At 37.4% G+C, this 15,448-nt stretch carries 15 protein-coding genes, 1 other RNA gene and 1 pseudogene; 6 read left to right on the forward strand and 11 right to left on the reverse strand.

Annotated elements, in window-relative coordinates; translation table 11 throughout:
• Nucleotides 1-25: 25 nt before the first annotated feature.
• On the reverse strand, nt 26-481 hold the full coding sequence (locus tag C4E06_RS12735) for a hypothetical protein (protein ID WP_107668408.1): 456 nt from the start codon (nt 479-481) through the stop codon (nt 26-28).
• Nucleotides 482-842: 361 nt separating this feature from the next.
• Here C4E06_RS12735 and cobS point away from each other — a divergent pair, with 361 nt between their 5' ends.
• Entirely contained in the window at nt 843-1,625 is a 783-nt protein-coding gene (gene cobS / locus C4E06_RS12745; protein WP_107668410.1) for an adenosylcobinamide-GDP ribazoletransferase, read from the forward strand.
• Here the strand turns inward: cobS and C4E06_RS12750 are convergent.
• Nucleotides 1,605-2,063, reverse strand: coding sequence for a PPC domain-containing protein (locus C4E06_RS12750; protein ID WP_107668411.1), 459 nt, complete (start codon nt 2,061-2,063; stop codon nt 1,605-1,607). The genes cobS and C4E06_RS12750 overlap by 21 nt on opposite strands.
• 172 nt (nt 2,064-2,235) lie before the next feature.
• Here C4E06_RS12750 and C4E06_RS12755 point away from each other — a divergent pair, with 172 nt between their 5' ends.
• The gene (locus C4E06_RS12755) at nt 2,236-3,432 is read left to right on the forward strand and encodes an AAA family ATPase (protein WP_107668412.1); all 1,197 of its coding nucleotides are present in this window, start codon (nt 2,236-2,238) and stop codon (nt 3,430-3,432) included.
• A gap of 201 nt (nt 3,433-3,633) precedes the next feature.
• On the opposite strand, the gene C4E06_RS12760 is transcribed toward C4E06_RS12755, so the two are convergent.
• Together C4E06_RS12760 and C4E06_RS12765 are read right to left on the reverse strand one after the other, a co-directional pair.
• A complete protein-coding gene (locus C4E06_RS12760; protein WP_107668413.1) occupies nt 3,634-3,963 on the reverse strand; it encodes a hypothetical protein in 330 nt (109 codons plus the stop codon).
• Nucleotides 3,964-4,076: 113 nt separating this feature from the next.
• Nucleotides 4,077-5,036 (reverse strand): orange carotenoid-binding protein, encoded by a 960-nt coding sequence (locus C4E06_RS12765; RefSeq protein WP_107668414.1) that lies wholly within the window; start codon nt 5,034-5,036, stop codon nt 4,077-4,079.
• A 670-nt stretch (nt 5,037-5,706) separates the two neighbouring features.
• On the opposite strand from C4E06_RS12765, the pseudogene C4E06_RS12770 reads away from it, so the two are divergent.
• Nucleotides 5,707-6,198: pseudogene (locus C4E06_RS12770) on the forward strand (AAA family ATPase); the annotation flags it as partial.
• Between the two features lie 26 nt (nt 6,199-6,224).
• Nucleotides 6,225-6,320: a hypothetical protein gene (locus tag C4E06_RS29560; RefSeq protein ID WP_370051338.1), complete on the forward strand. Its 96-nt coding sequence runs from the start codon at nt 6,225-6,227 to the stop codon at nt 6,318-6,320.
• A gap of 192 nt (nt 6,321-6,512) precedes the next feature.
• On the opposite strand, the gene C4E06_RS12775 is transcribed toward C4E06_RS29560, so the two are convergent.
• A complete protein-coding gene (locus C4E06_RS12775; protein ID WP_107668415.1) occupies nt 6,513-7,427 on the reverse strand; it encodes a S1 RNA-binding domain-containing protein in 915 nt (304 codons plus the stop codon).
• Nucleotides 7,428-7,797: 370 nt separating this feature from the next.
• Here C4E06_RS12775 and C4E06_RS12780 point away from each other — a divergent pair, with 370 nt between their 5' ends.
• Entirely contained in the window at nt 7,798-9,564 is a 1,767-nt protein-coding gene (locus C4E06_RS12780; protein WP_107668416.1) for a fatty acyl-AMP ligase, read from the forward strand.
• An 89-nt stretch (nt 9,565-9,653) separates the two neighbouring features.
• On the opposite strand, the gene C4E06_RS12785 is transcribed toward C4E06_RS12780, so the two are convergent.
• The 5 genes from C4E06_RS12785 to hemB form a co-directional block, all read right to left on the reverse strand.
• Nucleotides 9,654-10,499 carry a COP23 domain-containing protein gene (locus C4E06_RS12785; RefSeq protein ID WP_107668417.1) on the reverse strand — a complete coding sequence of 282 codons (846 nt, stop codon included), beginning with the start codon at nt 10,497-10,499 and terminating at the stop codon, nt 9,654-9,656.
• Between the two features lie 695 nt (nt 10,500-11,194).
• Nucleotides 11,195-11,626 (reverse strand): hypothetical protein, encoded by a 432-nt coding sequence (locus C4E06_RS12790; RefSeq protein WP_107668418.1) that lies wholly within the window; start codon nt 11,624-11,626, stop codon nt 11,195-11,197.
• 32 nt (nt 11,627-11,658) lie between these two features.
• Nucleotides 11,659-11,976, reverse strand: coding sequence for a hypothetical protein (locus C4E06_RS12795; protein WP_107668419.1), 318 nt, complete (start codon nt 11,974-11,976; stop codon nt 11,659-11,661).
• A 2-nt stretch (nt 11,977-11,978) separates the two neighbouring features.
• On the reverse strand, nt 11,979-12,530 hold the full coding sequence (locus C4E06_RS12800) for a hypothetical protein (protein ID WP_107668420.1): 552 nt from the start codon (nt 12,528-12,530) through the stop codon (nt 11,979-11,981).
• A 179-nt stretch (nt 12,531-12,709) separates the two neighbouring features.
• Complete coding sequence (gene hemB / locus C4E06_RS12805) at nt 12,710-13,687, reverse strand: porphobilinogen synthase (protein ID WP_107668421.1); 978 nt, start codon at nt 13,685-13,687, stop codon at nt 12,710-12,712.
• Between the two features lie 1,042 nt (nt 13,688-14,729).
• Between hemB and ssrA the strand changes: the two genes are divergently transcribed.
• Nucleotides 14,730-15,117: a transfer-messenger RNA gene (ssrA, locus tag C4E06_RS12810) on the forward strand.
• A gap of 49 nt (nt 15,118-15,166) precedes the next feature.
• On the opposite strand, the gene C4E06_RS29565 is transcribed toward ssrA, so the two are convergent.
• Nucleotides 15,167-15,277 (reverse strand): delta-aminolevulinic acid dehydratase, encoded by a 111-nt coding sequence (locus C4E06_RS29565; protein WP_107668423.1) that lies wholly within the window; start codon nt 15,275-15,277, stop codon nt 15,167-15,169.
• Between the last annotated feature and the right edge of the window lie 171 nt (nt 15,278-15,448).

Below are 15,448 nucleotides of genomic sequence, written 5' to 3' on the forward strand. Positions count from 1 at the left end.
AAAGAAGAAATTTTGCGTAAAAACCTTAAAAAGGACAATCATCCTCATCATCTAACTGCATATCCCATTTGGCTGCTAACACTTGAGTTACCATAGCTTCTAGAGCAGCAGAATCAAGGTTAGAATTATTGTCAGGAATAGGAGAAGAATAGGTAATGGGAATCAAACGTAAACAACGACGATCCTGAATTAAATCAAAATAAGCTTCTTGCTGTTGCGATCGCTGAAGTTGTAAATAATCGAAACTTTGAACATTGAGGTACAAGGAGCGATTAACCACGATAGTAGCCTGACTCGGATCATTAAAGACTTCAACGATCCATCCCTCCCCTTCGCTTTCTATATTTCCATCGAGGGTATGAATGTAACGAACCCTTCCGAGATCGTTGAGAATACGTTTCATGTCCTCAGCATTAACAATAATCCCAAAATCAATGATACAAGGGGCCGGGAACGAGTGTGAGGGGTGATGGTGACTCATAAGAAATTGCCTGAAAGCACAACGATTGGTAGTCAGTCGAAAGACTGTAGGAGTGGAAAGATAAAGCTAGATGAAGCTTTTCTCTTTCATGGGAGCAGAGAAACAATTATCAAAGGCGACTTATCATCCATGCTATGGGACATTTTTGGTGTGTTGTCCTGTAGCATGATTAGATGAGATAAAATTAGGCATTTAGGTTAAGGCAAGACTAAAATTAGCCAAGCGTTTGAAAATACCCTTAGCCAGTTGCCATCTAACATCATGTTACCGCAATATTCCCTGAGCATTTCTTAAAGTCTCAAGAGAATGTGATGTAATTTTGGGATCTTAAATTTTCTACATATATGTCGTTAAATATTCAATGTTCCATACAATTTATAACAACTTGATAGATTCTTTTACATCCCTATTAGGAGGGATTACTTTTTATACAATTATCCCTTTACCTGATCAGTGGCCCAAAAATTTTCAATCCATTGCTCGGTGGTCCCCCATTATTGGCCTAGGAATCGGGGGTTTATTAAGCATCATTGATACATTATTAAGCTTAGTCGGATTTCCCATCACCGTCAGCAGTGCTTTAATAATCAGTTTAGGGATTTATCTCACCGGCGGATTGCATTTAGATGGAGTCCTCGATAGTGCCGATGGTTTAGCCGTAATCAACCCCAAAAAACGCCTAGAGGTGATGCAGGATAGCGTTACAGGAGCTTTCGGGGTCATGGCCGGCATAATTGTCATTTTGCTCAAAATCGTCGCTTTGAGTGCCATTGTTAACCATCGTGCTTGGGTTTTCATGATGGTTGCTGGTTGGGGACGATGGGGACAAGTGAGTGCGATCGCCTTTTATCCCTACCTGAAACCCACCGGAAAAGGAGCCTTTCATAAACAATATTTCAAACGTCCTCAAGACTTATTGGGAGGGTTAGTCGGTTTATGGGGGATGACAGGGGTATTTATCGCATTGAACCCTGAATTATGGCAGTTAGGGTTAAGGGTAACGGGGATAGGAATGGCGATCGCCTTAGGGGTAGGTGCTTGGTTTAATCATCGGTTTGGGGGTCAGACCGGAGACACCTACGGGGCCGTGGTGGAATGGACCGAAACCTTGATGCTCTGTCTATTATCGATCCACCGGTCGTAAACGGGTGACTTTGAGGTTAAAGTTACCACCTCCGGTTTCACCAAAGGCCCGCACACGAATAATATAGCGGCCAGTTTCCGTGATGCGAGAAAATAATAAGGAGTTGGTACTCCCATCGGGTCCGTCGTCATTTTCAGCAATGGTGGTCCCATCAGCCCCTAATAATAACACCACACTATCAAACTCATCAGAGGTTAGGTCAATGGCCACTTGATCCCCTTTTTCCAAATCTATTTCATAATCCTTGGCAAACCCACCTTCTCCTGTAGGAATATCTCGATCCGACAGACGATCAGAGATAGCTCCGTTCGATTTGATGGGAATGGGATTATAAATGTTTTGTTGTCCTTTTACTGGAAAAGCAATTAGGCCCAACATTAGGGAAAATAAAGGGATCATTAAAGAACGATAGGAGACTTTACCAGACAAATAGGTCATTTTATGAACAATACTTACACACACTCCCGTATAGTCTATCGAATGTCTAGGGTTTGGGGGTCAACTTAATGAAAAATCGAGGAAAAATTTAGAAATATTTTATGATTAACAGTCATGATAATCTGATTTAAGGAATATTTAAAAAAAATTCAATATCTTTGGAGTTAAATAAATGTCAGATTTTCCCAATTATAGCGATCGCATCCAAGAAGATTTAGAAAAATTGAAACAACAAGAACTTGAAAAACAGTCGAAACGACAGCAAGAAATGGAACGCGATCGCCGTTTAGTTCAGCAAGAAGAAGAATATCTATTATTACAAAAAAAACAACGAGAATTAGAACGAGAAAAGGCTAAGTTACGAGCAGAAATTAAACGTAGACAAGAAATAAAAGCAGAACAAGAAAGACTTAAACAAGAAACATTTAATAGAGAACAAAGACGTAAACAGCAAATCCAATGGGATCAACAAAAAGTTAGACAACAAGAGTCACAAAATAAAACATCATCCCCTTCTTATTCCCCTAGTTACTCTTCCTCTCCTCATACTACAGTTGAAGACAAACTAAAAGAACTAGATAAACTGATTGGTTTGAATCATTTAAAAGAAGAAGTTCGTCAATATATCAATTTTCTCAAAGTTCAAAAGTTACGAGAAAAACAAGGTTTACAACCCATTCCTATTACGTTGCATTCCGTTTTTTGTGGATCTCCAGGAACCGGAAAAACAACAGTAGCACGACTCATGGGGCAAATTTATCAACAATTAGGTATTCTCAAAAAAGGTCATTTAATTGAAACAGATAGATCGGGAATGGTAGCCGGATATGTAGGACAAACGGCACAAAGAGTAGATGAATTAGTTGATTCTGCTTTAGATGGGGTTTTATTTATTGATGAAGCTTATACCTTAAAACCTCTCGATCCTGGTAATGATTTCGGTCAGGAGGCTATTGATATGTTATTAAAAAGAATGGAAGATTATCGAGATAGATTAGTAGTTATTGTGGCAGGTTATGGGGATGAAATGACCCGCTTTATTAATTCTAATCCTGGGTTAAAATCCCGTTTTAGTCGTTATTTTTATTTTGAAGATTATACCCCAGAAGAATTATTAGCTATTTTTGATATTTTTTGTGATCAACATCGTTACACTTTAACTGAAGCGGCAAAAGAAGTATTACTAACTCGATTTAAGGAATTATATGATCATCGTGATAAAAGTTTTGGTAATGGTCGTCTAGTTAGAAATATGTTTGAAAAGACCATTGAAAAACAGGCAAATCGCTTAGTTACTATTCCCAATGTAACCCCTTACACGATGCAGCAAATATTACCTGAAGATATTGCCTTATTGGTTAATAGTTAAAACAATTTTTAACCTGAGTTCGACATAAAGAAATTATAGATAACTTGCAAAACCGATCAGTATCAAACCCTGATGATTTCGTTGCCGAAACCATAACTCCTAAAACCGAACTCAGGTTGTTACGGTAAGTTTGGTTAGCTGAGATTCATCCCTGACGTTCTATGATTTAGGGATAAATGCCAACATTAGCACCATTAAACATTAAGACATTTTTGCTAGAGCAGCGACTTTGGCTCTTGTAGAAGGGGTTAAACCGCTCAATTCATCGAGGGATAACCATTTTTCTTTAACTAATTGAGCCAATACAAACATAGAGATTGTATCGTTAGAGTAATACTTACCATCAATATGGTATCGTTTACTGTTCAGATAGTCATTTAAAGCCCAAATGTCGTTGATTTGAGTAATTTGGCTGGCTTTTTGATTGATTTCAGCCACCAGTGCCTCTGTTTCCCTAGCATAAGCTTTGCCTAATGCTTCTTGAGCAATTTTTTGATCGGTTTGTGACCATTGTTGTGTGTTGGTTTTCATATCGTAGTTTTGAACTCAGAGAAATACGCTCTATGGATAAGAGCGTATTTTTCATATAATCTGTGATTTTTACTTGTTTACTAATTCTAAAAATATAGCAAAAATCTATCTAATTAGCGAGCTAAGTTCAAAAGTTCTTTAGGAGAAGCAAGTAAATCAATGGCTACAAAGAAAATTTTACCTTGAGGATCGAGTAAAAATCGCCAAGCGATATTCATACCAACACCACCACCAAACCAAGGGGTTTGACAGGTTCCTGTGACTTTAATTTGAGTGAAACCATCTTCAGCCGGTTCACTTACCCCTTGTTTGGGAATTAATTGAAGATTTTGGCATTCTTCACGGAAGAAACGCAGTACGTTTTCTTTACCAATAATGGGACGGCGGAAGGGAGGTTGCAATGCTCCATCTTCGGTAAATAATGCGATTAAAGCATCAAAATCATTCGCATTCAAATTATTCATATAGTTAAGGATGGTTGGATTGTCAACCCCTTCAATCTTCACTTGAGTCCGTTGTGCAAAGTCTTTGGGGGGAGCAACCGGTTCTGTTACCTTGTCGAAATTGCCCATTTTACTGGGATCATATCCCATATCCACCACACAGTTGCGAAGAACAGTGATTTGTTGCCCAGGTTCTAGGCCAGTAATGGTCAAGAGGACAGCATTGGCATTGGCTGAGAGCTGATAACCTTTAGGAATGGGAGCAACTTTGCCTTGTTCCATTAATTTTCCTAGTTCGTACCAAAAACCAAGCTTAATATTAGGACTCCAAGTCGCATAAGTCCGACTGACGGGTGTATCAGCACGGTTGGCTAAGTCGCACATAGCCTGACTTTGCTCTAAAGGGGTCATGTTGATGATATCTTTAAGAGTACCTTCAGCAAACTGCATATTCGCTGCGCCAGGAGCAGCAACAGTGATATTTTTACCCATCTCTAGATAAGCAAACCAAATCAGTGCCAGTTGGTCTTCAGCGCTGAGTTGCTCGAATCTAGCTATGGTTGCAGGAACCGCATCAGCAGCTAAGGTATTCGGAAAAATGTTGCGGGCCGAATCTATAGAAAAAGGCATATCTATCCTTCCGTTTGCTAGGTTTTTTTGGCAGACTAACTTTAATTAAGTCAGTCATACTATTAATCAATGTATCATAAATATGAAGTTTTATTTAATTTTTTTAATCCGTGACTATTTAAAAGATTTAGTAGATCAAGCGTGTTACTTTTTTATCCTGAGCAAAGATGAAAGAGATGATTATCTATTAATTAATTACTCTTAACTTACAGTTAAGTATTTTCTATTGTTTTATTGATTGTCAAAACTTTTATGAGAATAGTTTATGTTTCTCTAGTCTGTAACACAATCTTCTAGATTGTAATACACAGTTTCTTAAGTAAAATCAAAAAACTGTAGGGTGGGTAATGCTAATAAACATCTTTATAATAACTATTTTAGAAATTTAGCATTACCCACCACTGATAAATTTGAATTATAATCGAGTAATTCAAATTTATAAAGTTTGAGTGTCATTGAGTTCTTTCTAAATATTTTTTCTTCTCTTGTTAATTTTTCAGTCTGTTATGGGAATAATAACCTTATGTCTTGAGATAGTATGTAACGCAATCTTCTAGATTGTAATATAGCAGGACTTATTATGATTAGGATATTAAGAAAATTTCTTATTTCCTCGCAATGACAATTAAACATATAAATAATGTTCTAATTAATTTTTGTATTGCTATTAATACTTATCTTGACATTAACACCTATTTATTATCTAGATGAGGTTTTTGATATGGATTTTGATAAAGATTACGGTGCTATCGTAGAAGAAGAAAGAAAAAAGTTATCTAATTATTATAAACATCCTGACTCAATAGATAACGAGTTAGAAAGATTAAAAAAAGAAGTTGATCAAAATTCTATCAATAATCGTCCTAACTCAAATAACATAATCAATAATGCTCCAGATAATAAGAATGAAATAGAAACTATTTTAAAAGACTTAAATGAATTAATTGGACTAAATAGCTTAAAAGACGAAGTCCGAGAATATGTCAATTTTATCAGAATTCAAAACTTAAGAAAACAACAGGGATTATCAGCTATTCCTATTACTTTACATTCCGTTTTTTGTGGTTCTCCAGGAACAGGAAAAACAACTGTAGCAAGATTAATGGGTAAAATTTATAAAGAATTAGGAATACTAAAAAAAGGCCATTTAATTGAAGTCGATTAGTTAGGAATATTTTTGAGAAAACTATTGCTAAACAAGCGAATCGATTAGCAAAAATATCTAATCTTGACAATAAAATGATGCAAGAAATTTCACTTGAAGATATTTATATAGGAAAATAATCGATGATTTTTTTGCTAAAATTGTTTAAATTATAATCATTTATACCAATTTTCTAAAACGTGGCTACATATTTTCGTAGGAGTCAACGGCCGTTGACCCCTACCATAACTGCCATGTTTCTAGCCATTTATAAAAATTTATCCTGTTTTTCAATTTCCCCTAATCTTTTTTAAGAAAAGGGGATAAAAATTCTAACTTTGTTCTTCTTTTTCCATTGTTTCTTTTGCTTTTTCTACCCTTGCATCAGCCGTCTTCATCACTTCATCAAACTTTTCAATCATTTCACCAGGATAATTTTCTAAAACTTTAGTGGATAAAGCAATACGATTTTTGTACTCATCAATACTTAAAATCATTACTTTAATGTCTTGATTATACTTAAACAGATGGTTCAAATCATCCACACGGGAACCACTCACTTGAGTAATATGTAAGAGTCCGGAAACCCCTTCAAAATCAACAAAAACACCATAAGGTTGAATACGAGAGACTTTTCCATTCACCAATTGACCGGCTTCTAGTTTATCCATTCTCGCTGCTGCGATCGCCTTACGTTGGGAAAGAACTAATTTCTGAGTCGAAGGGTTCACTTCTAAAAAAGTAGCGGTTAACAGTTGTCCTACTAACGAGTTTAAATCCTCTTTTTCTATGAGATGCGATCGCGGAATAAACCCTTGTAACCCTTCCACTTCACCAACCACACCCCCTTTATTGGTTCGGGTGACGCGCATTTGTGCAGAATGACCCATTTCAGCGATTTCTGCTACATTTTCCCAAGCTTCTTTTAGTTGTAGTTGACGACGGGAGAGTTTAACTTGTCCTTCGGCGTTTTGTTCGCTAATAACGAGAAATTCCTTTTCTTCATTGAGGGGTAAAATTTCTGCTAGATTAGGACGGGACTGTAAATCTACTTCATTAATGGGAACAAACCCGGCGGATTTACCGCCAATATCAACAAAAGCACCATCATCGGTATGTTGAATCACTTTCCCCCGGATAACTTGCCCTTTTTCACATTTATAATCGTACTGATCAAGAGCTTTGGTGAAGTCATCCATCGAAAAAGAAATTTGAGAACCCTTGGGGGAAGCGGAGTCTGAAGTCATGATCGTTAAAGAGAAATAAAGACTGATAAGGACTCACATGGTTAAGTCCATGATTAATTATAACGTGCAGCGTTCTCTCGTAACTGCTTGAAAAATGAATCCTCAATCCTGCGAATTCAATTAATGACTACCTATCCCTCTTTCTTTATTAAAATTCTCTAAAAAAAAGCTCTTTTTTTCTTTTTAATCTTAATCTTTAATTTATTCTATAATTATTATTTAATTTGGTTGGTTTATGTAATCTTATGGGTATATTATAGAGAGAAATAATTGATCGGGGGAAAACAATCAATTCAGTAATTTCCGTTAAGCAAAATTATGTAAATTTTTGCAGTAACTAGACAACAGTATTTAATGCTAATAAATAACTATGAATTTTTCAAGCCGTTCTTATAATACCCCGTATAAATTAAAAAATTTACAGCCATTCCCAACCCTATTAGATATTTTGGCCTATCAAGTTGAACATCAATCGGAAAAAACCGGCTATATTTTTTTAGAAGATGGGGAAAGCGAATCGAGTCGTTTAACCTACCAAGCTTTAGAAACCCAAGCCAAAGCGATCGCAACAACCCTTCAATCTTGCACAAAAATCGGCGATCGCGCGTTATTGTTATATCATCCCGGTCCAGAATTTCTTACAGCCTTTTTTGCCTGTCTTTATGCCGGTGTGATTGCTGTCCCTGTTTATCCCTCCCATTCTCAGCAAAATTTAAGAAGATTAGAGGCAATTATCTCAGATGCTCAAGTTAACCTCGTCTTAACCACAGAATCCTTTGTTAATAAGCTTAAAAATCAGTGGACTCATCTACAATGGTTAACCACCGAAACCATTAACCTTGACTTAGCATCCCAGTGGACAAGGCCCAATATTACTAAAGATACCATTGCCTTTCTTCAGTACACATCAGGGTCAACCGGACATCCTAAAGGAGTGATGGTGAGTCATGACAACCTTTTAAACAATGAACGATTGCTAGAAATGGCCTTAGGTCATTCTGAGAGAACGGTGGTTGGGGGTTGGCTACCGCTATTTCATGTTATCGGACTGGTCGGTAATATCATTCAACCCTTATATTTAGGGGTTCCCTCCATTTTGATGCCGCCTGACGCTTTTATACAAAAGCCCATTCGTTGGTTAGAGGTGATTAGTCGTTACGGCGTTACCACCAGTGGTGGGCCCAATTTTGCCTATGATTTGTGTGTACGGAAAATTACCCCAGAACAATGTTCAGATATTAATCTCAAAAGTTGGACAGTGGCCTTTAATGGGGGGGAATTGGTTCGCGCCGAAACGTTAGAGAAGTTTACCGAAAAATTTGCTCCCTATGGTTTTCGTCCTCAAGGGTTTTATCCTTGTTATGGCATGGCCGAAACCACCTTATTTGTGTCTGGAGGGTTAAAAACAGGTCTTCCTGTGGTTCATAAAGTAAATTCTGACGCTTTACAAAAAAATTGTATCAAATTAGAACAAAATGATCAGGTTCAGACTCAGAAGTTAGTGGGATGTGGACAAACCTTTTTTGACAAAATTATTATTGTTGACCCAAAAACTAAAACTCGTTGTCAACCGAACCAAGTGGGAGAAATTTGGATAGGAGGGGTCAGTGTAGCGCAAGGGTATTGGAATGACTCAGAAGCAACAAAAGCCACTTTTGACGCTTATTTATCCGAGGGAAAAGAAGGGCCATTTCTGAGGACAGGGGACTTAGGATTTTTCCAATGGGGAGAACTATATATTACCGGTCGTATCAAAGATATGATTATTATCGGCGATGACTATTATTATCCTCACGATATCGAATCAACGGTTGAAACCAGTCATCCTGCCTTAAGAATGGGTGCAAATGCTGCCTTTTCTGTAGCGAGTGAAGAAGGGGAAAAATTAGTGATTGTGCAAGAGGTTCAACGCACCTATTTACGTCATCTTGATGTTAATGAAGTGGTGACAGCTATGAATGAAGCCGTATCGGCAAAACATCAACTATCAATTCATAGCATTGTACTACTAAAAACTGCCAGTATTCCTAAAACTCCTAGTGGTAAAATTCAGCGTTATGCTTGTAAACAAGGTTTCTTAGATAGTAGCTTAAACACCGTAGGAGTCTGGACTAACAACTTGATGATAGCCTCGTAGGTTGGGTTGAGGCAACGAAACCCAACACTAAACTCTCGATAAAATTATTTTTGTCCTCAAGATAGTTGACCTTGAGGACTATTTTTATCCTATCGAAAAAGATTAGGGTTTAACCGACGGGAGTCAGAAGGACGGGAGTTAGAATTAGTAGGCGTTTTTTCTAGTTTTTCCCCGGTTCCTCCATCGACAGGGGCCAAGAAAGGACGCAAGTTAATCCCATTAGAACGAGGAGACGAGGGTTGTCCGATTTGTGGGATGGTTCCGTTGAGGAGTTGGCCCAGTGGGTTCGTGATACCACTACCCCCCGTAAAAGCGTTAACCCCTTGGGTGTATTGTCCTTCTTCTGCTGCGACTAAGGTTTGAAAGATTTGATTACGGGTAACTTCGGGGTTTTTTCCAGGGGGAACCGTTAACACAATACGACAACGGGGGTCAGCTTCTGTGGTAACACAAATGGTATCGTAGTTATTTTCCCGACCGTTTCTTAATTCTAGGAGTCCGTCAGGTCGATACATTTCTAACCGTCGACTAATTTCGTTACACCGACGTTCTGCTGTCCAACCATCTCCCATATTACTCGGAATGGCCCAAGGATAAGGTTGCATAGACTGAGATTGGGGACGATACATCACTTTATATTGACCGTCATGATATTGACAGTCAAAACGAGTATTACTAGAACTGGTAGTAGTAGTAGTAGGTGGTGGGGGAGTGGTTTGGGGGTTCGTATCAATAATGATGTCGTCAGGACTTTGTTGCGCTACATTGTAATCATAATCTTGAGGGTCAGAAGTGCGATAGTTTCTGTAATCTCTAAGAAAGTCAACTAGGGGGTTAGCATTTGCTGATGAAGCAGAAAAGAGAACCATCAGTCCTAAACCGTATCCTGTTCTTTTAATTAAGGTTTTCATCTGGTTAGATAATTGTTTCTTCATAGCGTTTATGTTCCCTCAATGAATAATTATGATGACGATATTGATGTCCAACTGTTTCAACTTTAAAGGGAATAACAACAGGATTGATCACGAAACATGACAGTTTTTTGAGTGAACAATTGAATACTACTTTTTTCTACTTCTTTCTACTTTTTGCGTCTACTGATTCTACGCTTTTCAAATATCAATACCACTTTGCATGGTCATATTATAAACTATTTATAAATTAATCTAGCACTACAAAAATTAATTAGGACATTTTTTGTATCTTTAGCTGTCATTCCGAGGAACGAGGAATCTCCGTAGCGTGGTAACTATAATGGGTAATGCTATAGTATATCAATTAGTAAATCTTGCTATTATGCAATCTTTAACTCAAACCTCTCTGACTTTAGAAGATGATATCTTACCTGATTTAAGTTTAACTCCTCACTATATTTTTGAAAAAGCAGGTTTGATTTAATTTGTTTTTTTGACACTAATAATTTTTACTTCAACTTGATTATTTTATTAATAATTATAGTACATTACTAACTATTTTATTGATATATAGCAGTTCCCATACTTGTGAGATACAAAAGTAATCGCTTTGAGGCAGGAGGCAGAAGGCAGAAGGCAGAAGGCAGAAGGCAGGTGTTAGGTGTACCTCATGAGTCCGAGAAACGCTATATTACAATTGAGAATCAACTTCTAGGTTAAAGTTTCTCTTTAATATGTTTTGTAAAGGTTACAGTTTTAGCAAAAGAACGATCATATTTCCCCTGATATTTTTCATGAATCAATTGATCAATAAAGTTTGAAGTATTTATAAAAGCTTCAAGACAATGCTCATCATTGGTTAACACTTTTTCTATTTTTTCACAATATTTAATGAATTTCTTAGAGTTTAAATCAGGTTGCTTCAAACCTGATACTTGCCTTCTAAAAATATTCAAGAAATGGTATTTGAATGGTTTATATTTACTATCTAATTTATTTTTTCTAAATAATGAATTTAATTGGAAAAAAGCATAACAACTAACATAATATCCAATAGGATCATGAGATGATTGAAAAATTTTATTTTCTATATTTTCATATAATTTTGTACGATATCTACCTGCATTATGCGCTTGATCAAGAAACATAGACGCAAAACATCTCATTTGTAAAGTTGCGTCTACAATTCTAATCTTTTCAATTCCATTTTCCCCATGATATTGTTGTGATCTTCATTGACATCGTTTTGATCACCTTGAAAGTCTCTAACATTATCATAAAATAAACCTTTTATAATATTATCTGAGTCATCCATAATCAATTTTAGATATTCTTGTGCAGAAACAATACCAATATAAGCTTCTCCAACGCTTTTTATTTGGGGTAATGGAATATATTTCTCAAAATTGATTTGTTTAACGATTCTGTTATTAGAAGAACGATATAAGTTTTGAAGTTCCTTAGCATCAACAGGAATAAAGTTTATTTCTGTAAACATATTCAAATCTTCAAGATTTTTTTAAGACTTGAAACTGTTCCATTTATGGTAGAATCGTCAACCCATTTCCCAGTGGTAACATAATATAAGTTTAAATTAGGATTTCGATTTCTAAATAAAGAACTTGCTTGATAAACATATTCCATGATTTCAGCTTTTTCTTGTATTTTGCTGTTATGAGGTACATTATTTTGATCATCAAAAAATTCTTTTGCACCTATCATGAATTTAGCAATATCACCCGTATCAAAAGTGCTGCTAGTTTTCGATTGAATTAAAATAAACGAGACATCTAAATATTTATTCGATTTTGCTAAGTCTTCAACTTCTTGTTCTGAAGTAATTAAATTTCCATTGATAATAATAGCGATACCATCTATTGATTTATCTTGACCTGAACCTACATGAATATCGTCAATAGCGAAAGAGTTATTATATTCTTTAGACACGACACAATAATTAGAAAAATGTTCAAAAAGAATGGATTCTTCATTGATATCTAAGGATTGCTCTTCTTTAAAACTTTTAAGATTTCCTTTCGTGATTTTATCCATAAAGTTAAAATGCTAATTCAGGGATAGTAACTCATTTCTACATTAATCTATATTATCGGAATTAGTTTTCCCTAGCTGTAAAGATTGTTGATTTTAAAATTATTTAATAAAAGAGCATCTACGAAATCATATCAATAGATGCTCTAAAAAACAGCTAAAAATCAACTTAACTATCCTTCTTATAACCAACGGGCTGCATCTTTGGCATGATAAGTTAAGATTAAATCAGCACCAGCACGCTTAAAACTGGTTAACGTTTCTAAAGTAACTTTTTTCTCATCGATCCAACCGTTTAAAGCAGCAGCTTTCACCATAGAATATTCTCCCGAAACATTGTAAGCAGCAACCGGAAGATCAGTCATTTCCTTGACCCGCCAAATAATATCCATGTAAGATAAAGCAGGCTTAACCATCAACATATCAGCCCCCTCTGCGATGTCGAGATCCACCTCTTTTAACGCTTCTCTGGCATTCCCAGGGTCCATCTGATAGGTACGGCGATCGCCAAATTGAGGGGAAGAGTCCGCAGCATCCCGAAACGGTCCATAATAAGCTGAGGCATACTTAGCCGCATAGGATAAAATAGGAATATGGTTAAATCCAGCCTCGTCTAACCCTTCTCGGATAGCTTGCACAAAACCATCCATCATCCCCGAAGGTGCAATAATGTCAGCGCCTGCTTTTGCCTGAGAAACAGCCGTTTTCTTCAATAATTCTAAAGTAGGATCGTTTAATACTCTCCCTGTTAAGTCACCCACTTCCAAGTAACCACAGTGACCATGACTGGTATACTCACATAAACAAGTATCCACAATGACCACTAGATCAGGAATAGCCTCTTTTACTGCTGTAGCCGCTTGTTGCACAATACCATGATCATGCCATGCACCAGTCGCTTCGGTGTCCTTTTCTTCAGGAATACCAAATAAAATAATGGCAGGAATACCGAGATCATAGACTTCTTTGGCTTCATCGACTATCTTATCAATGGATAGCTGATAAACCCCCGGCATGGATACCACTTCTTTAGCCACACTACTACCCGGAACCGCAAATAAAGGGTAAATTAGATCATTAGTGGTCAATATGGTTTCACGTACCATGCGACGGAGTTGACCATTTTGACGCAAACGACGAGGACGGTTAATAGGAAACATAAGTATCAATACATAATGACTAGCTTAATTACTGTACAGCGATCGCCTTCCCTTCATGTCAAAATGAAGTAAATACTCAATGATTTGTAACGTTTTGACGCTCTAGTCCGTAAACGCACTGAGATTCTTGGTTCAGCGACACACCTTTAAACTATCTATCCTTACGGCAATGCTTAAATCTAATATCTGTAGAATTCTACTAAACATCAAGTTTAACTTAGATAGCCCCAGAGGGCTTGTCTCCCCAAGCGTACTAGAATATAAATCTAGAGTTCTCCTGCGCCCCAGGATACTTGTGCTTAAAAGGTTTTTACTTTTCTGGTTTTCGGTATTCTGTAGAACCCATACGTTTTTAAAGAGGTCTTTCGCGCCTCTGCTACCAGTATCACTTTACGTCGTTCAATTAACGGTAGTACCGACGAATCCTACCTGTACTGGACTAGCTTTCTATTGAACCTCCCGTCGCCCAAAGCGAGGGATTCCCTTATAGACTCTTATCTAGACCGAAGTCCCCGACAGAACGCCATTACAGGGCTGTTTGTTTAACGGACATATCAAGCTGCCGAGGACACCTCGGCAGTCTTGTCCTCACGTTCACGGGCGCACCGACCGCAAACGGATCTAAATTCTATTCTGTTTTTTGGCTGTGCTTTTCAGCTAAACCTAATATACCAGTCGCGTCACCCTTCGGGTTCGTTAGTCGCTCATGGGGGAAACCCCCAAGACCGCGCTAACTCACCATTACAATTGCTAGGGCGATATTTGTCCCGACGATCTGAGGTAAGGGAGGCCAATCCCCTTAATATCTTACGCGCATTACCGCTATTTGGAATTTTAGCACAAAACCAGCAAACCTTGCCCGAAATTCATCCCGTCAGCGTAGCTGACGGGATGAATTTCGGGAAGAAAAGATAAAATAACACACTTTTAAAGACTGTGCGTCCTCAAGGCTTGTTCTGAGCTTGCCAAAGGGACGGGAGTTGAATCCCTGATTTTGTGGTCAAAATTGAAAATTTCATCTATAATGTATATATAAGCACATGGGGCCGCAACGGCTTCGACAGGTTGGCGAAATCCGAACTGTGATGCAAGCCGAGAGTGAGTCTCCTCTCGTAAATCAAAGGCTCAAAAAAAATAGTAACTGCGAATAACATCGTAAGCTTCAAGCGCGTAGCAGTAGCTGCGTAGAACTCTCTCATAGAGTCGCTTACCTCTGATCTGACTCCGTTAAGGATTTAGAGGTACCAACCCCAACGGATGCCCTTAATAGCTACCTCTGGTTAGCTGTTAAGTCAAGACTATACCAGAGCATCCCACCGTTCGGGATAAGGAACGGTTCCCGCCTTGAGGATCAGAAAGGATAAGCTTGTGAATGAGCAGTAGGTCAATACCCAGTCTGGACAGCAGTTCGACTCTGCTCGGCTCCACTTTCAATAAAGAATGATAAGGGGTAATCATTGGTTATCCCTTATTGATTATTTAATCCATTTTAGACGCATACCAAAAAGCCCAAAACACAAAGGCTGCAAATAAAGACGTACCAAGGGCGATGGCTAAGTTATGAAAGATTTGGGAGTCAATAAGAGTCATTTGGGTAACTAAGTAAGAGACGTTACTGAACAGTTGGCATAAACCTAAATAGTAAAGGTAATAAGTGTTTCTTAAATGGATAGGAGGGTTAGAGTCAAATTGGATAATTGTCAATAAAATGACAGGGCAACACAAAACATATCATATCATTAATTATCTCAACTTTCCAGA

The sequence above is a fragment of the Cyanothece sp. BG0011 genome (assembly GCF_003013815.1).
Taxonomy (GTDB): domain Bacteria; phylum Cyanobacteriota; class Cyanobacteriia; order Cyanobacteriales; family Microcystaceae; genus Crocosphaera.

What these genes read in the sequence shown, in the direction of transcription:
- C4E06_RS12750 (WP_107668411.1), bottom strand. Translation starts at nt 2,063, where the DNA reads ATGACCTATTTGTCTGGTAAAGTCTCCTATCGTTCTTTAATGATCCCT.
- C4E06_RS29565 (WP_107668423.1), bottom strand. Translation starts at nt 15,277, where the DNA reads ATGACTCTTATTGACTCCCAAATCTTTCATAACTTAGCCATCGCCCTT.
- C4E06_RS12765 (WP_107668414.1), bottom strand. Translation starts at nt 5,036, where the DNA reads ATGCCTTTTTCTATAGATTCGGCCCGCAACATTTTTCCGAATACCTTA.
- cobS (WP_107668410.1), top strand. Translation starts at nt 843, where the DNA reads ATGTTCCATACAATTTATAACAACTTGATAGATTCTTTTACATCCCTA.
- C4E06_RS12800 (WP_107668420.1), bottom strand. Translation starts at nt 12,530, where the DNA reads ATGGATAAAATCACGAAAGGAAATCTTAAAAGTTTTAAAGAAGAGCAA.
- C4E06_RS12760 (WP_107668413.1), bottom strand. Translation starts at nt 3,963, where the DNA reads ATGAAAACCAACACACAACAATGGTCACAAACCGATCAAAAAATTGCT.
- C4E06_RS12735 (WP_107668408.1), bottom strand. Translation starts at nt 481, where the DNA reads ATGAGTCACCATCACCCCTCACACTCGTTCCCGGCCCCTTGTATCATT.
- C4E06_RS12780 (WP_107668416.1), top strand. Translation starts at nt 7,798, where the DNA reads ATGAATTTTTCAAGCCGTTCTTATAATACCCCGTATAAATTAAAAAAT.
- C4E06_RS12775 (WP_107668415.1), bottom strand. Translation starts at nt 7,427, where the DNA reads ATGACTTCAGACTCCGCTTCCCCCAAGGGTTCTCAAATTTCTTTTTCG.
- C4E06_RS12795 (WP_107668419.1), bottom strand. Translation starts at nt 11,976, where the DNA reads ATGTTTACAGAAATAAACTTTATTCCTGTTGATGCTAAGGAACTTCAA.
- hemB (WP_107668421.1), bottom strand. Translation starts at nt 13,687, where the DNA reads ATGTTTCCTATTAACCGTCCTCGTCGTTTGCGTCAAAATGGTCAACTC.
- C4E06_RS12755 (WP_107668412.1), top strand. Translation starts at nt 2,236, where the DNA reads ATGTCAGATTTTCCCAATTATAGCGATCGCATCCAAGAAGATTTAGAA.
- C4E06_RS12790 (WP_107668418.1), bottom strand. Translation starts at nt 11,626, where the DNA reads ATGTTTCTTGATCAAGCGCATAATGCAGGTAGATATCGTACAAAATTA.
- C4E06_RS12785 (WP_107668417.1), bottom strand. Translation starts at nt 10,499, where the DNA reads ATGAAGAAACAATTATCTAACCAGATGAAAACCTTAATTAAAAGAACA.